The organism is Vibrio ichthyoenteri ATCC 700023, from assembly GCF_000222605.1.
GTDB lineage: Bacteria > Pseudomonadota > Gammaproteobacteria > Enterobacterales > Vibrionaceae > Vibrio > Vibrio ichthyoenteri.
The window spans coordinates 1-18,327 of sequence record NZ_AFWF01000094.1 but is presented as its reverse complement, the minus strand read 5'-3'; the positions used below and the strand labels follow the sequence as shown (position 1 = coordinate 18,327).

Below are 18,327 nucleotides of genomic sequence, written 5' to 3'. Positions count from 1 at the left end.
TAACCACTTATGAAATAATTGCCAATGCGTCTATTTTGTCGCCACATGTGCGTTGTTTTTCCATTGTTACGGTGATTTGACCTTTGCTTCATTGTGCGAAATATCAATCAAAATTGAGCTTACTCATCAATATGTGGGTGGGTGAACTGTTGATACTTGGGCAGTTGTTCCCGCAAGTTGATAAAGGTGGCACGCGCACTTTCTTTCGACAGTTTGTTCATTAACCAAGTTGGCAGTAGTCCACCGGCGTTTGCAAACGCTTGGTACTCAATCAAGGTGGTACCGTTGGTGAGTTTGTGTAGCGTCCAACTTGCATCCACGGAGTGAATACGAATATACCCCGCTTGCTTAGCAAGTGTTGCGGCTGGCGCATCTTTGATATGGATAGTAAACCCTAAGTCGTCGAGCCAATATTTTGAGTAGGTCACCATGTCACGATTTTTTGCAGGCCATGGTGCTTTAAACTGGGTGTAAACAATATTCTCATTCGCCGATATCTGTTGCAGAACTCGGCTGTGGCTGGCGTTATCAATCCAATTTGGCACGTTATTACTGTCTTCTAAGAGAGATAGAAAGGCGCCGTAACTTGTTGGGGTGAACATTTGGGCGCGAATTTCAACTAAACCTTCTTTGTGCTTGCGTGAATAAATGGTGATGCCATTGTTGTCACTTTCAAACTGCCAGTCGCTATTAACACGGGCGTTAGCAGGCGCGGAGGAGATCGCGATGACAGTAAGTATTACGGTGATAAAGACGCGGTTGCGCAGTAAATTCATGGTGGTCTATTTGAAAATGAGGCTCAATTTTTAGCATATACACTTTCACCTAGAACACCAGTGTTTGCCATCATTCTAACGTCTTGGCAATTTAAATGAATGTGAGTGTCCTCTTTTGAACTTGATTCTGGCAACAAATAGACATCACGATAGGCCACTAAAATCAAAGTATCATCTTCGCTGTAAACTCCCACCTCAAGTTTATTTTAATCAAAATCTATAAAGTCATTCCATATGAATGCCTATTATCAATGTAATGTGCCGCTGTTAGTCTCTGCCTGATAATTGAACGCATGGCCAAGCACGCCCTTTGTGCTTTGGACAGGAGAAGCAATATGCAATATGAAGGCAAAGTCTACCGACCTTGGATTGAAGCTCGTAGTATCCTTATTCAAACCACATTGGGTTGTAGCATTAACACTTGTACGTTCTGTAGTATGTTTGATGACAAACGTTTTAAGGTGCGTGATATCGATGATGTCTTCAAAGACATTGACCAAGCAAGACAGATATACCCGTATGTAGAGTCGATTTTTTTGATTGATGGCAACGTCATGGCTGCACGTACTGATTACCTGCTTAAAGTGCTAGATAAGTTACGTATGACCTTTCCTGAAGCGAAAAAAGTGTCGATGTACAGTGGGTTGAATGATTTCCGCCGTAAGTCTGTGGCTGAACTCAAGGAGATCAAAAGTGCGGGTTTGGATATGTGTTATTCAGGCCTGGAGTCTGGAGACCCTATTGTTTTGGATAAGATTCAAAAGCGTATGACGACCAAGCAAGCGATTGAAGGCATGGAAATGGCAAAAGAGGCTGGAATTGAAACGCTGCTGTCGTTTATTTTTGGCCTAGGTGGGCGCTATCGCTCTCGTGAACATATCGCGGCGACAACAGAAATCTTAAATATCACTCAACCAGAGCAAATCGCGCCGATGGCGCTGGCGATTCAACCGGGTACGGTATTAGAACAAGAAGTGCGAAGTGGTGAATTTGTCATGCCAACACAAATGCAGGTGCTGGAAGAAGAAAAATACTTGTTAGAAAACCTTAATATAGACACGTTTTATTGGGGGGATCATGGTAACAACTTATTACCTCAAAAAGGATTTTTTCTAGATTCGAAAGATCAGTTCCTCGCTAATTTAAATCGTGTGATTGCCGCCAATCCGATGGCTGAGAAGAACGTGATTCAAACGTTCTCGTGGTGATCTCTCTGTGGATCATTCTATTGATAAAAATGACTTCCAATTGGAAGTCATTTTTTTAACCGTATCAATCTTATATCCATCAACATAAGTCTTAAATTTTAATTAGAAAACCTATGGTTATTTAATTGCCCTAAAGGGTGTTAGCTATCCTTCGATCCCTGTTCCCAATAGGGTATCGGGCCCAAATAATCACTAAAGAAATCAATAAAAGCTCGCACTTTCGGCGCGAGTAATCGAGAGCTTGGGTAAACCGCCCAAATTGCCGTTTCAGAGATAAAAGGAAAATCCGTTAGAATCGGCACTAACTCTCCGCGTGCGAGGTGCTCATGACTACACCACGTCGAACTTACGGTGATCCCCAAACCATAGACGCATGCATCACGTACGGCTTCGCCATTATCCGCTTTGAACTCCCCCTTGGCTTTTACACTGATTGGGCCTTCTGGGGATTCAAAAGTCCAATGGTCAAAGCAGCTTAACGTGACACAATTATGTTTGAGTAAATCCAAAGGATGCGTTGGATTGCCGTGCTTTAAAAGGTATTCAGGTGATGCACAGGCAATACGAGTATCGGGCGCTAATTTTCGTGCTACGAGACTAGAGTCTTTTAATTCGGCATTGCGAATGGCCACATCGAATCCCCCTTCAACCAGATCGATGATGGAATCAGATAAGCGGTAGTCAACCTTTAAGCCAGGATAAGCGCTCATAAAGGCTTGCATTGCTGGGATTAAATGCATACGACCAAAAGAAGCCGGGGCTGAAACTCTTAAAACCCCACTAGGCACTTTGTCACCGACTCCAACCGATGAACGTGCCGCTTCAACACTTTCTAATAATGCTTCAGCGTGGGGTAGAAAAGCGTGCCCTTCTTCAGTTAGAGATGCCTTGCGTGTCGTCCTGTGAACTAAACGCACTCCCAAGCTATTTTCTAGTTTTCCGACATGAGCGCTGGCAACCGCTGGCGATAGCCCAAGTTCTTGCCCTGCCAGGCTAATGTTATGAGTCGCGGCCAATCGCACAAAAAGCCTAACGTGTTCAATATTCATAAATTCCCATCCGTATTGAGAGGAAGGCAAGCGATAGAAATTCTGTTGAGTTATTCACTTAATACCCACCCGCATGCGCAATTTTTCACTGTGACTTAGGAAGTAATTTGCTCGTTTTTCCTATTATTATCAACAAAAACTATAAAGTATTATCGCCGTTATCGATATTGTTGTTGCCTGAAAAGCACGCTAAATTTGTTTCATCACCACGGGATATCACATTTTCGCGAGACGTTAAGAGCCAATAATTTGGTTTATTGAAAAGGTAATTAGTATGTCTAACCAATTCTATTCAGTGCTAGAAGTTACCCCAACGAATGATGAATGGGTTGCCGATTATATTGGTCCGGCCAATAAGCTGGTGGCTCAATATGGCGGTCGATATTTAGCTCGCACGAGCAATCATGAAACGTTGGAGGGTGAGCGTGAAGCTCCGGCGCTGCGCATTGTGATTGAGTGGCCATCACGCCAAGCGGCGGTGGATTTTATGAATGACCCACAATATGTCCCACATTTACAAGCACGTACGGCCGGTTCTATTAGCCATCACGCACTCATCGAAGCCACAGACGATTTAGCATAATTTATGGAGCCTTTCATGAACAAAACGATTTTAATTACTGGTGCAACAGACGGCATCGGTTTGGAAACGGCCAAAGTATTAGTTGGTCTAAATCACCATGTGATTGTGCATGGTAGAACACCAGCGAAAGTGCAAGATGTTGAGCAACAATTGCAAGCTCTGAATGATTCAGTGCGAGTGGATTCAATTGTGGCTGATCTCTCCGATCTTACAGCAGTGCGCAATATGGCTGTGGAAGTGAGTAAGCGCTTTGATTCGCTAGATGTACTGATTAACAATGCCGGCGTCTATACGCTACCGGTTGCTAAAGGTGCTGACGGGTTAGACACTCGTTTTCTGGTCAACACCATTGCACCGTATATGCTGACAAAAGCATTGATGCCATTGCTTAAGCCAGAAGGAAGAGTGGTCAATCTTTCTTCTGCGGCGCAAACAAGCGTCAACCTAGATGCGTTAACGGGGAAACGTGCGCTCGGTGATTCAGATGCGTATGCACAGAGTAAATTGGCTCTGACGATGTGGTCGCGTTCTTTAGGCCAGCAGAATGGGCAAAAAGGCCCGATAGTCGTTTCCGTTAACCCGAAATCTTTTTTGGGTAGCAAGATGGTTAAAGATGCGTACGGCGTAGATGGTGGGGATTTGTCTCTTGGGGCGGATATCCTCGTTCGAGCGGCGGTATCGGATGAGTTTAGCCAAGCGCATGGGTTGTATTTTGATAACGATATTGAACGTTTCGCTCAGCCCCACCCAGACGCATTGAATGATGAAAAAGTGGCGCAAGTGATCGCAAATATCGACAACATTATTGCGTCAGGTACGTAAATTAAGCACTGCTACGCTCTCTCTTTCTATTGAAATATGGACAGAGAGCGTCTCTTTAGGTAGGCGCTGACGTCTATACTGGCTAGACAACATGACATTGCGCTTGGAAAGAATGCCGTGAGTTAGGTGGCTAGCGCGCAATGACCTCTTGGAAAAACACAAAGGCTAAATTCTATGAAAGCAACGGTAATTAATCAATTTGGCGGCCCTGAAGTATTTGAAAGTGCTGAACTAGTAAAACCAGAAGTCAAAGCGGGGCACATTGTCGTTAAAGTAGCGGCATCAAGTGTGAATACCGTCGATATGATGATTCGTGAAATGGGCGAGGGCCTACCTTTTCATCCATCGCTTCCGGCCGTGTTGGGTATGGACTTTGCTGGTGTGGTTGATGCGGTGGGTGAAGGCGTGACGCGCTTTGCTGTCGGTGATGAAGTTTATGGCTGCGCGGGTGGTTTGGCCGACTTACCGGGCGCGCTGGCTGAGTACATGTTGGCTGATGAGAATTTAGTGGCGCTGAAGCCTCGTAATATTTCAATGCGCGAAGCGGCTGCGTTGGGCATGTTGCATTGCAGTTGGCGAAGTATTGGAATACAGAGGTATATTCGACTGCTCGTGGCGGTGAGCAAGGCGAATTGGTGAGTCAATTGGGTGCAACAGCCATTGATTTTACAACGGAATCAGTCGCAGACTACGTTGCAAAATATACATCGGGTAATGGTTTTGACCTTATCTTTGATTCAGTGGGTGGCGCAAATTTAAATAATTCGATTGAAGCGGCGAAACTGAATGGTCAAATTGCCACGACAGTGACATTGCATGAACAAGATTTAAGTATGATTCACATGAAAGGACTGTCCCTACATGTGGTCTTTATGTTGATTCCGATGATTCATAACGTCGGTCGTGCAGAGCATCACATCATCCTTTCTGAGTTGGCAAAAATCGTCGAAGCGGGCGGCTTAACACCGATTGTCGACGTGGAGCGTTATAACTTAGCGGATGTTTCAGGCGCGCATAAGCGATTGGCGAGCGGTCAAGCTATCGGAAAGGTCGTCATTGATATTGAGTGATTCATATTGATCTCGTGAGATCGAGTAAGAGCTTATCGAAAAAAGAGCCAGCAATTTTTGCTGGCTCTTTAATGCTCAATCTGAATACGTCGACTGGCTTCAATCAGACGTGCGGCTTCAGTTGGATTGATTTACTTCGAGCGTTTCGTTATGCGTTCAAGTGATTGGCGATAACAAAATCTAAACCGCCGGTGATCGCAGCAACTTGTGCTTGATTGCATTCAGCGTCGGTTACTTTCGGGCTGTCCGGATACACCTCAGTCGTCGTATGGAATAGGCAATCTGTTACACCACCACATAGGCCAAGTTGCTTCATCGGATAGAGGATCACCCCTTCTTGTACCACTTCAGAACCAATGATCTCGCCTTTCTCATCGGCAGGTGCGATATGGGTTACTTTCGCAACAGAGGCAATGATTGCCGCTTGAAACTCTAGTTGCGGGTTTAGTGTGTCACCGACGGTGTAGAAGCCGTCAGGAATCGTGTCAGCATCGTACTCTACGCCATCGCGAGCAGCCAGTGCGGGTCTAAATTCTGATTCGTCCGTATCAGTGGTCTCGTGCAGATCAAAGTGCACTAAGAAATCGCCAAGGCTAGCAACCAATTGACGTAATGCTGCTGACTCTTCTGCTGGTGTGTCTTGGTAGAACGAACGGTTTGGATCGGTCGCGAGGGCATTCCAACGGTTAATTGTCTCATAACCCCATGGGCTTACGCAGGGCGCGATAGCGATATTGAAGGTTTCAGCGTATGGCTCTGCTTTTTGTGCGGCAAATTCTAACGCACCTTGCACACCACTTGTCTCGTAACCGTGGACACCACCAGTAATTAATACGCTTGGTTTGTCTTGTGACCAGTTTTTACTTTTGATGCAGTAAAGTGGGAAACGCTCTGCGTCATAAGAGAGCGCACCATATTGCTCAACATCAAAGCGTTGTTTCAGCGCTTCGATTTTTGGTAGCACTTCTTCACTGTATAAGCGTTTGATAGTGGTTTGCTCGCGCCATGCTTGGCGTTCTGAGTCACCCCATTTTTGACCTGGAGTACCGATTGGGTAAGTGTCGTTTACTGTCATCATTAACTTCTTATTTGATGGGAACAAAATCAGCATAGCGACGCGTCGCAAAGCGTGCAAACAGAATTCGGTATAAAATTGAAAAATGATTTTGCCACTGTGAACGTAGCACTATATCTAACGCAGTTGGGGCTGTGGTGAATCACGTAAAGGTGATGTTTGTGTTTTACCTAACAGAGCATAAATTATTTTAGGTTGTTGGCAGGATGATTGTGCGATTATGGTCAGCAGACACGTGGGGAGTGACGAAGAGACTCTTATGGATAAGATTGAAAATACGGATGTGATTTTGCATGCGTTCGATTGGCCTTATGCGCTGATTGAAGAGGAAGCGACCACTATTGCTCAACTGGGTTATCGCTCTGTGCTGATATCTCCGGCAATGAAATCCCTGAGTTTGCCGCAAGGTACGCCGTGGTGGCAGCGCTATCAACCACAAGATTATCGGGTTGTCGACAATCAACTCGGCAACTTAACTGCTTTGCGTTCGATGATAACAACGTTAGATTCGCTGGGTATTCATGTGTATGTCGATGTGGTTTTCAATCATATGGCCAATGAATCGGATATTCGCCACGATTTGCAATATCCCAATACTGATGTGCTCGCGCAATATCAACAAGATCACGATTATTATCAAGCTCAGAGATTATTTGGTGATTTAACTTTACCACTGTTTAGGGATGTCGATTTTGTTGAAGCGTTTAGAATTTCCGATTGGCGTGATAAGTGGCAAGTTCAACACGGTCGCTTGGTGGGAGATGAAAATGATCCCGGCCTTCCTACACTCAAAGATAACCCCCATGTGGTTAGCCAGCAGCGTGCTTACTTAGTCGCTTTAAAGCAATTAGGAGTCAAAGGATTTCGTATTGATGCGGCAAAGCATATGACGTTGGAGCATCTCACGCAGGTATGGAGCGCTGATATTTGTGAAGGTATGCATATCTTTGCTGAGATTATTACCGATGGTGGTGCGACGAAACAAGAGTATCAGAATTTTCTCGAACCTTATTTAGCGGCCACGCCTTTAGCGGCATACGATTTCCCCTTATTCCAAACATTATTGCAAGCTTTTCAACCGACAGGATCGCTAACCAGTTTGGTCGACCCGTACAGCTTAGGCCAAGCGTTAGCTGAAAGTCGTGCGGTCACCTTTGCCATTACCCATGACATTCCTAACAATGCCGTGTTTGCAGGATTAGTCATGGAAGAGGAGTGGGAAGCACTCGCTTACATCTATCTTCTTGGGCGCGATGGCGGCGTGCCGCTTATCTATAGCGATCTCAATACGAGTGGTATGGAAGATAAACAAGGCTCGCCCCGCTGGTTGGAGGGGTGGCAAAGCTCTGCGATGAGAGCCATGATTCAATTCCATAATCTAATGCATGGTTGCTCGATGCATGTTTTGCAGTGGGGGGATGATACTTTGGCGTTTGCTCGTGGCGATAAAGGCTTGGTTCTACTTAACAAATCCAACAAAGTTCAGCGATTTGAACTGTCGGTTGAGGGAGAGTGGCGTGATATTTTGCTCAAGAGTCGCTGTGAGCGAGAAGAGCTGCTGGTGGTTGAAGTCTCTCCTCGCAGTGGGGCAATGTTGGTGCCCGCTGTCAGTTAAGTAACTGACAGCGAGTTATTACTTACTTATAAACCCTACTCACCGAGTACTGATTGACAGATAGCGCGATAGGCGTCTTGATTGCCAGAAAAGAGTTCATTGACCACTTTTGCTTTGTCTTGTCCTGATAGCAAGCGTTTACGAGCTTCACGGACGCGCAGTGCAACTTGGACGCTCTGATCGAGTGGACTGGTGACGTTTGGCTGCCAATGGGAGATTTTCTCGCTTAACTCATCAAGATCTAACTGAGGCGAATAGAGGCCTATCTCTGCACGTAACACGGTTAGTAGATCGATTTTGGCGTGATGTTCATCTGCCATCGTCGCCATACGATTAAGTAGAGCTTGAGTGAGCTCATTGAGTTCAATGTAACCCGCTTGTTTTGGTAAAGTGCTAGTGACGCGACATGACAACTCGACGGTTTGCATTGTGGTTTGCGGTAAACAGCAAATCGACGTTAAGCAGTCAAACGGAAGCCACATTGCTTGGCCGGGCTTGACAGCATATTCATGTTTCCCCAATCGAACCAGAACTAAACCGTTGTCTACCGAAAGTAATGTGTGCTTCATCAGCTTTTTACGTGGTGTGACGGATAGAAATTGAATATCAGATGTCTGATGAGAAATAGCGTAGTGCATGGTATCGCTCGATAAATATGGGGCGCTAAGATTACCGTTTCTCGACTCAAAAAGCCAACAACAGCCGCTATTGGTGTATCAGGAATGGTTGGTTCTGGTCTGACCTTAGCAAATATGCGTGTTCTAATGCTGCCAAGAGGCGATTCTATGCGTAGAATGAGCCGCGATTTGTCACTAATGTAGACCCTAATGACTGCGAATACTGATCCTTACATTGAAATTCGTCCTTATAATGATGACGAGATTCCGGCGGCAATTGATCGCCTTATTCAAGATGAAGAGTTTATCTCAGCTATCTTACAGCACCGTTTCTCTAATCATGCACCATGGTTCAAAACCCTGATGGCGCCATTGGTTAAAGTGTATCTGAAGTTTAAATGGTCAAAACTGAATTCGATTGAAGCGATTCAGCTTGAAGTAAAAAAATATCTACATCAGACACTGAACAACACAACCCAAGGTGTCACGTACACTGGTTTAGATAAACTCGACCCTAACAGCGCATATTTGTTTGTATCAAATCATCGAGACATCGCGATGGACCCGGCGCTCGTGAACTACGGTTTGTTTAAAAACGGGCACAATACCGTTCGTATCGCGATTGGTGATAACTTGTTGAAAAAACCATGTGCGACTGAGCTCATGCGTTTGAACAAAAGCTTTATTGTGAAACGTTCAGCGAAGGCGCCTCGTGAAATGATGAAAGCGCTTAGTACGTTGTCGTCTTACATCAAGCACTCACTCGAAACGGGCAACTCAATCTGGATAGCGCAAAGAGAAGGGCGTGCGAAAGATGGCAACGATTTCACTGAACCTGCAATTCTTAAAATGTTTCACGTTGAAGGACGTAAGCAGAAAATCGAATTTTCTGAGTATATCCAGTCTTTAAAAATCGTACCGGTTTCAATTTCTTACGAGAACGACCCTTGTGATGTAGCGAAAGCGCGCGAGTTGTACGAAAAATCCGTGAACGGTCGTTATGAGAAAGGTGAGTTTGAAGATATTGAAAGTATTATCCAAGGCATTGTAGGCAACAAAGGCCATATAAACGTTGCTTTTGGTGATGTGATTGACCAAGCGTTTGCGGCACCAGATGAACTGGCGGCAGAGATCGATCGTCAAATTCACGCTAATTACAAACTGTTCCCAATTAACTTGCTCGCGGCGGGTGATGAGAGTGTTGATGACAGTGTAAAAGCCACACTACAACAAAAATTAGATGCTTTGCCACAAGGTGCGCATTCGTTTTTGATTGATAGCTACGCAAACCCGGTTAAAAACCAAGCGTAGTCGATAGAATGATGTCACGTCTGTAAGGGTAGCTTTGGCTACCCTTTTTTACGCCGTCTACCTAAGCGATTCTGGGATGTGTTAAGAAAACGAAGCTGAAGACATTAAGGGGTTAAGGTGCGACGGCACCACCAAGGGTCAGGTTAGTCGGCCATTTACTAATACGATTACCACCGAGATAAATGTTGCCATTGACCGTCATAGTATCGGGGAATTGTTCAATTTTAGAACCACTTAAAAACAAGTTGCCTTCAACTACGATGCCTTCGGGTAAGGCCGTCAGTGGCGTGCGCATGACGCTAAGATCCCCTTTAACTCTCAGACGATTGGGTAGTTTTTCCAATGGTGTATCTGTAAAGTTGAGATAACCGCCAACTTTAATACCAGCTGGCCAGCGTTTAATTTTCGCACCAAGGAAGTTAGCATAACCTTGGATGGTGGAGCCTTTACCCAGCGTGACTAATTCGCTATTGGAGGCTTCAAGGTTACCGCCAATAGTTGTGCCTTTAGGTAGGCGCTTGATCTGAGTTTTGGCGATGTTGAGGTTACCTTTAACAGTAAAGCCATCGGCAAATTCAGTATAAGGTTTATTGCGTAAATCTAAGTTGCCGTAGTTATCAAGGTGGTTAAGCGTACGGAATGAATCGAGCTTTTGTGCAGAAACCGTGCTCGTTAGCAATAAGGCTGAACACAATAGGCAAAGAGTAGGTAGAGTTCGAGTCATGATTGGTTATCTTTAGGGCCGAGTTCTTCAGTATTCCTAACCAAATAGACAAGGTCAACTTTGGCTCTCCAATGATGGGAGCAAGATAAAGCGGGCGAGCGCCCGCCTCAGAATTAACGCGCTAGAGAGCGAGTTTTTAGTTCGAAAATCAGTTTTTCAGCACTAACTTCGAATTTAAAGCGAACCGTTAATTCAGTTGAATCTGAGTTAACTTCTGTTGTTTGGTATTCAACAGCCGCATTTACTTGTTTAGCAAGATCAACGTACTTGGCTAGCTCAGCTTCTAGTAGCGCTTGATCTTGAGAAAAGATCGTTACTTCAGCTACGTCATCGCCTTCTTTAATGATAAAGCCCATTTCACCAGCACAGCCACACGCTTCACATACTTGAGCTTCTAATTCATTACTCATCGAACAATCCTCTTAAAAAAAACATGGATATTTTATCGATATATTTGAACATAATCTATAGAAATGACGAGATGGCGGCATTTGTTTTCCGTGTTGAAAAAGCGGTTATTTAATTTATTCCATGCAATTTTGCAACATAGTGTACACTTTCTTGTGTGATGCTGTTCATATAGCAATAAATTGGAATGCAATTATTACGTCAGAACAATGGGTGTTTGGTTGTAAGTAGTCTAAATTTGTAACATTATTCATAATTCAATATATATAATATTAATGACTCGCATTCCCATTTTGTTGTTTTTGCATCATTAATGAGAAAACGGTGTTCCAATAGCAATATATCGCTGATGAAATCTATCGACATGGTAAGCTGTTGTCGTCAAAATTAGCACTAACACTTTGTTACTGCTGCCAAAGAATTAGATTCCACAGATGTTGCGAGTCTCTATTTTTATGGACTCATTTTGAGTCAGACGGATTTACGAAGAGAAGAACCTAGACATGCCAAAGCGTAGTAAAGAAGATACCGAGATCACCATCCAGAAAATAATGGACGCAGTCGTTGACCAACTTCTTCGTCTTGGTTATGATAAGATGTCATATACCACTCTTAGCCAACAAACTGGCGTGTCTCGTACGGGTATTAGCCATCACTTCCCAAAGAAAACTGATTTTTCTGCCGCACTAGATGGCCGTATTTTCAAAATGTTTGTTGAACATTTGAATTTTGATGCCAGCTTAAATGATTTTTCTGACAGCTGGGTAAAGGCGTTAGATGATAGTGAGTTTCTCGCGATCTTGCGTCTACTTTTCCACCATATCGTGACTGCGGAAAGTGCGCATGAATTTGCTGCGAAGGGTATTGAGCGTTTGTACAAAACGGTGGAGCTCAAGTTCGGTGCAAACAGTGCAAAAGAGCTTGAATGGTTGCTTGGTAAGTCTCTTATCCGCATGGCGAACTAAAGCTTATTATCATCGTTTTGAAAGCCAGCTTGTTACGCTGGCTTTTTTGTATGGCGAATCTAATTTAAGCGTCATATCTCAATATCCATAGGTTGGCTTGGCCAGTCTATTGTTCAAAATTTTCATCATCGAGATTTGATTTTCTCATCGTCGAGAGTGTGATTTGACCTCTTATTGATGATACTTAGAGTCTTCGTTGTGCATGGATCTTCATTTCATGCGCTATAACTATTTAGAGTTATAAGTTGAGTGGTTTTTCTCCGATTAAACCGTATCTGACCCTATAACTATCTGTTACAATTTGAATATAAATTAAACCAATAGCAGTAGGTACAACGATGTCTTATCCCGTTTTAATCTGTGATGATTCGGCGTTAGCACGCAAACAGATGGCTCGCTCATTACCTGCTTCACTGAATGCTGAAATAACTTTTGCCATTCATGGCTTAGATGCGTTAGAAAAGCTTGCGAACCAATCATTTAAAATAATGTTTTTGGACTTAACCATGCCAGAGCTTGATGGCTTTGGTACGTTAGAAGAGATCCAAAAACGTGGCCTAAATATTAACGTTGTCGTTGTCTCTGGGGATATTCAGCCCAAGGCTAAAGAACGTGTGATGTCGCTTGGTGCCAAAGCGTTCATTCAAAAGCCGATAGATCAGACGGTACTTAAAAGTGTTCTGAGAGAGTTGGTTGAGCCTGCTGAAAGTCGTCCAACCGCACCGGTAATGATGACGCCTGTTCATATTCCTAACTTGCGTCGTCGCGATATATATATGGAAGTGGCCAACGTTTCAATTGGCCGAGCAGCGGATGCACTTGCACGTCACTTTGATGTATTTGTTCATTTACCGCTACCGAATGTTGCCATTCTAGAAGTCAGCGAGCTGCACATGGCGCTGCGTGATCTGGCGAACAACGATCAAGTATCGGGTGTGTGCCAAGGATTTAGTGGTGAAGGTATTGCTGGTGAAGCACTGGTGCTCCTTAGTGATTCGAGTGTTTCAGATCTTAAGAAATTAATGAAAGTGCCGGCTGACAGCGAGGAGCTTGAAGAGCTTGAACTGCTGATGGATGTCTCTAATATCCTCGTCGGTTCTTTCCTAAATGGACTGGGCGCGCAAGCGGAAGTTCGTTTTTTCCAAAGCTCTCCGGTATTGCTTGGTCAGCATATTTCAATTGATTCGGTTATCGAATCTACCAGCGGCTCATTTAGCAAAACGATGACGTTTGAGGTGAGCTATGCGATTAATGGTACTTCGATCCGCTGTGATCTTCTGTTTATGTTTGTCGATGAATCTCTGTCGCTACTGGATAGTAAGCTGTCGTACTTAATGGAGGACTTCTAATGTTACATCTTCCTGCAGAGTTTGAGCAGTTCCACTGGATGGTGGATATGGTACAAAACGTTGATTTAGGCCTAGTTGTGCTCGATCGCGATCATAATGTACAAGTGTGGAATGGTTTTATGACTCACCACAGTGGTATTCAAGCCCATGATGCGATTGGTAAGTCGATCTTTGTTTTGTTTCCTGAGATCCCTCAAGAGTGGTTTAAGTTGAAAACGAAACCGGTATACGATCTTGGTTGCAGAAGCTTCATTACTTGGCAACAACGTCCGTATTTGTTTAAGTGTCGAAACGTGCGCCCAATAACACAGCAGGCGGATTTTATGTATCAGAACATCACGCTAAACCCGATGCGTACTCCAACGGGCGAGATTCGATCTTTGTTCCTATCGATACAAGATGCGACTGCAGAAGCGCTCTCTTCTAAAGCACGTTAAACCAGGCGCAGTGAGCGCCTAATGTCTGTTTTGGGTCGAGAACCACGAAAGTAAAGGCTAGCTTATGCTAGCCTTTTTGTTATCTACAGTCTTGAAAGCCATAAGGAATCACTATGTATCAACCTGAACCTCTATACTGCGCCCAGCAAGTAAAGCAGGTGAGGTTGTTGCAGCCAAATTAGCAGGATATGAACTGTATCAGTTGATGCTCGCTGCTGGTAATGAGGTCTTCAAGTTGCTGATGAATCATTACGGTAAGCAGGCGAGGCTCTTAATTCTATGTGGTGGTGGTAATAACGGTGGTGATGGCTATGTTGTGGCTAAACTGGCCCTTGAACAGGGAATGAGTGTCACCGTTAAAGCGGTAAAACAGCCTGGCTTGCTACAAGGGGATGCATTCACGGCTTATCAAGATTTTGTTGCCGTTGGCGGTGAAATCCAAAGCGGTGAAGCGCTTGAAATAAAAGGGTTTGATGTGGTGGTTGATGCGCTACTCGGCATCGGTGTTAGAGGTGCAGTGCGCGCTGAAGTGGCAAAGGTAATTGAAGCGGTTAATCAATCATTATTGCCAGTAGTGGCTGTCGATCTCCCTTCTGGTTTGTGCAGTGATACGGGAAGAGTGCTTGGTGTGTGTATCCAAGCTAAACATACAGTGACGTTTATCGGGATAAAGCAGGGTCTAGTCACCGGGCAAGCTCGTCGTTATGTGGGTGTGCTGCACTACGCTAGCTTGGGTATTAAGCCGGAGTTTGACCAAGTCCAGTCAGCGCAAGCTCATTTGGACTCTCCAAGTATTATTAAACAGATCGCAAGCAGGGACCCCTGTGCTCATAAAGGCTTACAGGGTAAAGCATTGCTGGTGGGCGGAGATTACGGTTTAGGTGGTGCAATTCTTATTGCTACGCGAGCGTGTTTGAAATCAGGAGCGGGCCTAACGGCCTGCTTAACAGAACAACGAAACATTTCCGTAGGATTAGTGACAAGCCCAGAAGCGATGTTCGCCAATTGGAAACTGCATGCTCTAGAGCAGCGTTTAACGTGGTGTGATGCCATTGCACTTGGTCCTGGCTTGGGGCAAGGTGAGCACGCATTGCAGTTGTTTTCTCGCACCTCTCGTTCGAACAAGGTAAAAGTGCTCGATGCTGATGCCCTTAAGTTACTCGCGCGCGAATCCAATATCGATAATTCGAGAATCATTACACCCCACCCAGGTGAAGCCGCTGAATTGCTCGCATGCACCATTGCTGAAATAGAAAGCGACCGATATCGAGCCAGTCGAGCGTTGCAAACACAATACGGCGGTGTTGTGGTGCTAAAAGGCGCCGGCACTATTGTTACCGATAGCGATTGTCATTATGTATGTCGCGCGGGTAATGCAGGCATGGCAACAGGGGGAATGGGAGATGCATTAAGCGGTATTTTAGTTGCTTTGTTAGCGCGGGGAATAGAGATAACCATGGCGGCTCGACTTGGGGTTATGTTACATAGTCACGCAGCGGATCTGAATGTGTCCGCTCATGGTATGTGTGGGTTAACCGCTTCCGATGTGGTTGACACGTTAAGGGAAGCGATTTTCCAAGCTGAAGTAATGGCTAAAGATATTTAACTAGAAAGAGTAGTGGCCATTGAGAGAAAAAGTGGAAATATCCCAAACGTCATTGGCGAGTTGATAGTTGTAGTTAAGGCTAATATTCAAGTTTTTAGTCCAAGGTGACATCATACCTATACCTACTTCAATGTAAGGGCTGGTAATGCTCTCTTTATTTTTCTCAAACTGAAGAGTTTCTGAATCCCAGTATTCCTCCGTGATACGTAATGCGCTTACCCCTGTTTTTGCGAGCAAATTGACTCGACCAATGTAATGTTCGAGTTTAACCCCAGCACCAACCCCGTCTGCTTCAACGGTAAAGTCATGGCTTGAGGCAGAGAGATCAGAATTAAAAGAATTAGCACGAGTGTAATGCAAATCTAATGCAAGAAAAGGGGTGAGATTGAAGTTATAGCCACCTTGAAAATAGAGTCCACTTTGAGAATGGTCTTCTTTTTTAAAGGTTGAAACGCCGGTTTTACCATAGAAGGAGTGACGGCTAGCTGCGAAGGCTTGGGAGCTTAGTGCGGTAAAAATGAACGCCGCTAACACTAGATTTAGCGTGTTTAAGTAAAATTGTCGGGTCATATTCTATTCTCAGTAGGTTTATAACATAGCTAAAGTTCCATTATATAGAGTGGCGTTCTAATTAAAGTGAAATTTAGTCCGTTTTGGACAAAAAAACTTTGCGAAAAACGCATCTAAATGTTGTCTGCCGAGAGGGAGAGTTGACCAGGAATGAGTGATGTTTGTCACACTTACTTAACTTTGGCTGCTTGGTAGCCTCAAAGCTGACGCAAACCATTGCGCAAAGGAGTGCGTTAAAAATGGTTTAAGTTAATGAAAGATATGGGATTGTTAGAAATAGAAGAGGTTTTAGGATTGCGAGATATGCAAGGAAGCCCAACTGTAGCATAAAAAAAATAGAATTATCAGACTTGCGAGAAAGAAATCACGACCTATAATGCTGAAAACCGGAGCGTCTGCAAACGCTCCGGTTTTTTTTGTGTCCGACAAACAGTAACTTCGTCTGCAAACGAAATTACTGACGCACTCTGCAGTGACACATAGCTATATGAATCAAGGAATTACACAATGCGTATCGAACAAGAACTTAAGTTAGGTTTTAAAGATGTACTGTTTCGCCCGAAACGTTCTACCTTAAAAAGTCGTTCTCAAGTAAATTTAACCCGCGATTTTACATTCAAGCATAGCGGTCGTCAATGGTCTGGTGTACCTGTAATTGCAGCGAATATGGACTCAGTGGGAAGCTTCGCAATGGCTAAAGCCCTAGCAGAGCATGGTGTAATGACCGCCGTTCACAAACACTACACAGTTGCTGACTGGGCTGAGTTTGTTGAAGGCGCAGAAAAATCGCAGTTGAACAACGTAATGGTCTCTACCGGTACGTCAGAAGCTGACTTCCAGAAGACGAAAGACATCATGGCGCTTTCTGATGAACTTATCTTCATCTGTGTTGATATTGCGAACGGTTACTCTGAGCATCTTGTTGAGTACGTAGAAAAAGTACGTGCTGAATTTCCTGACAAAGTCATTTCAGCTGGTAACGTAGTTACTGGTGATATGTGTGAAGAACTTATTCTTGCAGGTGCTGACATTGTTAAAGTCGGTATCGGTCCTGGTTCAGTATGTACCACTCGTGTTAAAACGGGTGTCGGTTACCCACAACTTTCTGCAATCATCGAGTGTGGTGATGCGGCACACGGCCTAGGCGGCATGATCATCGGTGACGGCGGTTGTTCTTGTGCGGGTGACGTATCAAAAGCATTTGGTGGCGGCGCTGATTTCGTAATGCTTGGCGGTATGCTTGCAGGTCACGAAGAGTCAGGCGGTGAAGTGATCGAACAAGATGGCAAGATGTTCATGAAATTCTATGGAATGTCTTCACAGTCAGCAATGGCGAAGCACTCTGGCGGCGTTGCAAAATACCGCGCAGCTGAAGGTAAAACCGTACTATTGCCATTCCGTGGCACAGTGCACGACACCATTTCAGACATCCTTGGCGGCGTACGTTCAACGTGTACATACGTAGGCGCAGCAAAGCTTAAAGAGCTAACGAAGCGTACGACATTCATCCGCGTGCAAGAGCAAGAGAACAACGTATTCGGCAAAGAGTGATTAGAAAACTTTTCCTAAAAAACGAACAATTGAGAGCCGCTTATAGCGGCTCTTTTTTTTGTTAGAATTTGGTAAGTGGCGGCAAAGTGGCGGCAGAGGAAAAATTTTTTAGTGGTTTTAGAGATTGGCGATAGGGTTATGAGTGAGCGCTTCAGATAAATGATCGGGAGCAAAGTGAGCGTATCGCATTGTCATGGTGATATCAGCATGGCCAAGGATATCTCTTAATACCAATATATTGCCGCCGTTCATCATAAAGTGACTGGCAAACGTGTGTCGCAAAACGTGCGATGCTTGGCCGGAAGGCAAAGTGATGCCTAATTTGTTTTTCAGAATGTAGCAGAACGGCGTGTAGCACTGTTCAAACAATTCACCTGAGGTTGGTTTATAGATCTCTTCATATAACTCTTTAGAAATCGGTACAGAGCGATTTTTCTTGGTTTTAGTGTTAGTGAACGTCACTTTATATGCTGTTAACTGAGAGTTTTTGAGTTTTGCTGCTTCGTTCCAACGGGCGCCAGTAGAAAGACACAACTTTACGATTTTAAGCATGTCACTGCGTTCATGTTGCCCAACAATATCGAGTATGAT

The 18,327-nt window shown here is 44.4% G+C and carries 20 protein-coding genes; 12 read left to right on the top strand and 8 right to left on the bottom strand.

What is annotated here, in order from left to right; translation table 11 throughout:
- Positions 1-119: 119 nt before the first annotated feature.
- Entirely contained in the window at positions 120-776 is a 657-nt protein-coding gene (locus RH85_RS08395) for an START domain-containing protein (RefSeq protein ID WP_006711791.1), read from the bottom strand.
- 335 nt (positions 777-1,111) lie between these two features.
- On the opposite strand from RH85_RS08395, the gene RH85_RS08390 reads away from it, so the two are divergent.
- On the top strand, positions 1,112-1,984 hold the full coding sequence (locus RH85_RS08390) for a radical SAM protein (RefSeq protein ID WP_006711790.1): 873 nt from the start codon (positions 1,112-1,114) through the stop codon (positions 1,982-1,984).
- Positions 1,985-2,124: 140 nt separating this feature from the next.
- On the opposite strand, the gene RH85_RS08385 is transcribed toward RH85_RS08390, so the two are convergent.
- Entirely contained in the window at positions 2,125-3,033 is a 909-nt protein-coding gene (locus RH85_RS08385) for a LysR family transcriptional regulator (RefSeq protein WP_006711789.1), read from the bottom strand.
- Positions 3,034-3,307: 274 nt separating this feature from the next.
- Here RH85_RS08385 and RH85_RS08380 point away from each other — a divergent pair, with 274 nt between their 5' ends.
- The 4 genes from RH85_RS08380 to RH85_RS23430 all read left to right on the top strand — a co-directional run bounded on the left by RH85_RS08380 (position 3,308) and on the right by RH85_RS23430 (position 5,508).
- Positions 3,308-3,616 carry a DUF1330 domain-containing protein gene (locus RH85_RS08380; protein ID WP_006711788.1) on the top strand — a complete coding sequence of 103 codons (309 nt, stop codon included), beginning with the start codon at positions 3,308-3,310 and terminating at the stop codon, positions 3,614-3,616.
- 15 nt (positions 3,617-3,631) lie between these two features.
- The gene (locus RH85_RS08375) at positions 3,632-4,438 is read left to right on the top strand and encodes an SDR family NAD(P)-dependent oxidoreductase (protein WP_006711787.1); all 807 of its coding nucleotides are present in this window, start codon (positions 3,632-3,634) and stop codon (positions 4,436-4,438) included.
- Positions 4,439-4,612: 174 nt separating this feature from the next.
- Positions 4,613-5,077, top strand: a complete 465-nt coding sequence (locus tag RH85_RS23435; protein WP_241210372.1) for an alcohol dehydrogenase catalytic domain-containing protein — start codon at positions 4,613-4,615, stop codon at positions 5,075-5,077.
- Positions 5,005-5,508: a zinc-binding dehydrogenase gene (locus tag RH85_RS23430; protein WP_338131542.1), complete on the top strand. Its 504-nt coding sequence runs from the start codon at positions 5,005-5,007 to the stop codon at positions 5,506-5,508. The genes RH85_RS23435 and RH85_RS23430 overlap by 73 nt, the downstream gene beginning before the upstream one ends.
- A 148-nt stretch (positions 5,509-5,656) precedes the next feature.
- Here the strand turns inward: RH85_RS23430 and RH85_RS08365 are convergent, their stop codons facing one another.
- Positions 5,657-6,583: a M14 family metallopeptidase gene (locus RH85_RS08365; protein ID WP_006711786.1), complete on the bottom strand. Its 927-nt coding sequence runs from the start codon at positions 6,581-6,583 to the stop codon at positions 5,657-5,659.
- A gap of 259 nt (positions 6,584-6,842) precedes the next feature.
- On the opposite strand from RH85_RS08365, the gene RH85_RS08360 reads away from it, so the two are divergent.
- On the top strand, positions 6,843-8,198 hold the full coding sequence (locus RH85_RS08360; protein ID WP_006711785.1) for an alpha-amylase family glycosyl hydrolase: 1,356 nt from the start codon (positions 6,843-6,845) through the stop codon (positions 8,196-8,198).
- A gap of 35 nt (positions 8,199-8,233) precedes the next feature.
- Here RH85_RS08360 and RH85_RS08355 read toward each other — a convergent pair whose 3' ends face one another.
- Positions 8,234-8,836: a cupin domain-containing protein gene (locus tag RH85_RS08355; protein ID WP_006711784.1), complete on the bottom strand. Its 603-nt coding sequence runs from the start codon at positions 8,834-8,836 to the stop codon at positions 8,234-8,236.
- Positions 8,837-9,025: 189 nt separating this feature from the next.
- On the opposite strand from RH85_RS08355, the gene RH85_RS08350 reads away from it, so the two are divergent.
- On the top strand, positions 9,026-10,126 hold the full coding sequence (locus RH85_RS08350; protein WP_006711783.1) for a 1-acyl-sn-glycerol-3-phosphate acyltransferase: 1,101 nt from the start codon (positions 9,026-9,028) through the stop codon (positions 10,124-10,126).
- A 112-nt stretch (positions 10,127-10,238) separates the two neighbouring features.
- Here RH85_RS08350 and RH85_RS08345 read toward each other — a convergent pair whose 3' ends face one another.
- Both RH85_RS08345 and RH85_RS08340 read right to left on the bottom strand, forming a co-directional pair.
- On the bottom strand, positions 10,239-10,850 hold the full coding sequence (locus RH85_RS08345; protein ID WP_006711782.1) for a hypothetical protein: 612 nt from the start codon (positions 10,848-10,850) through the stop codon (positions 10,239-10,241).
- A gap of 113 nt (positions 10,851-10,963) precedes the next feature.
- Positions 10,964-11,260 carry a YfcZ/YiiS family protein gene (locus RH85_RS08340; RefSeq protein ID WP_006711781.1) on the bottom strand — a complete coding sequence of 99 codons (297 nt, stop codon included), beginning with the start codon at positions 11,258-11,260 and terminating at the stop codon, positions 10,964-10,966.
- 501 nt (positions 11,261-11,761) lie between these two features.
- Between RH85_RS08340 and RH85_RS08335 the strand changes: the two genes are divergently transcribed.
- From RH85_RS08335 to RH85_RS08320, 4 genes are all read left to right on the top strand, one after another.
- Positions 11,762-12,223 (top strand): TetR/AcrR family transcriptional regulator, encoded by a 462-nt coding sequence (locus tag RH85_RS08335; protein ID WP_006711780.1) that lies wholly within the window; start codon positions 11,762-11,764, stop codon positions 12,221-12,223.
- Between the two features lie 338 nt (positions 12,224-12,561).
- Positions 12,562-13,572 carry a response regulator gene (locus tag RH85_RS08330; RefSeq protein WP_006711779.1) on the top strand — a complete coding sequence of 337 codons (1,011 nt, stop codon included), beginning with the start codon at positions 12,562-12,564 and terminating at the stop codon, positions 13,570-13,572.
- The gene (locus RH85_RS08325) at positions 13,572-14,009 is read left to right on the top strand and encodes a PAS domain-containing protein (RefSeq protein ID WP_006711778.1); all 438 of its coding nucleotides are present in this window, start codon (positions 13,572-13,574) and stop codon (positions 14,007-14,009) included. Before RH85_RS08330 ends, RH85_RS08325 begins: the two co-directional genes overlap by 1 nt.
- Before the next feature lie 205 nt (positions 14,010-14,214).
- The gene (locus RH85_RS08320) at positions 14,215-15,615 is read left to right on the top strand and encodes a bifunctional ADP-dependent NAD(P)H-hydrate dehydratase/NAD(P)H-hydrate epimerase (protein ID WP_006711777.1); all 1,401 of its coding nucleotides are present in this window, start codon (positions 14,215-14,217) and stop codon (positions 15,613-15,615) included.
- On the opposite strand, the gene RH85_RS08315 is transcribed toward RH85_RS08320, so the two are convergent.
- Positions 15,616-16,185 carry an outer membrane beta-barrel protein gene (locus RH85_RS08315; protein ID WP_006711776.1) on the bottom strand — a complete coding sequence of 190 codons (570 nt, stop codon included), beginning with the start codon at positions 16,183-16,185 and terminating at the stop codon, positions 15,616-15,618. It abuts the gene before it with no gap.
- Positions 16,186-16,692: 507 nt separating this feature from the next.
- Between RH85_RS08315 and RH85_RS08310 the strand changes: the two genes are divergently transcribed.
- Positions 16,693-17,736, top strand: coding sequence for a GMP reductase (locus RH85_RS08310; protein ID WP_006711775.1), 1,044 nt, complete (start codon positions 16,693-16,695; stop codon positions 17,734-17,736).
- 117 nt (positions 17,737-17,853) lie between these two features.
- Here RH85_RS08310 and RH85_RS08305 read toward each other — a convergent pair.
- Positions 17,854-18,327, bottom strand: a 474-nt coding sequence (locus RH85_RS08305; protein WP_006711774.1) for a tyrosine-type recombinase/integrase, incomplete at its 5' end; no start/stop codon positions are given.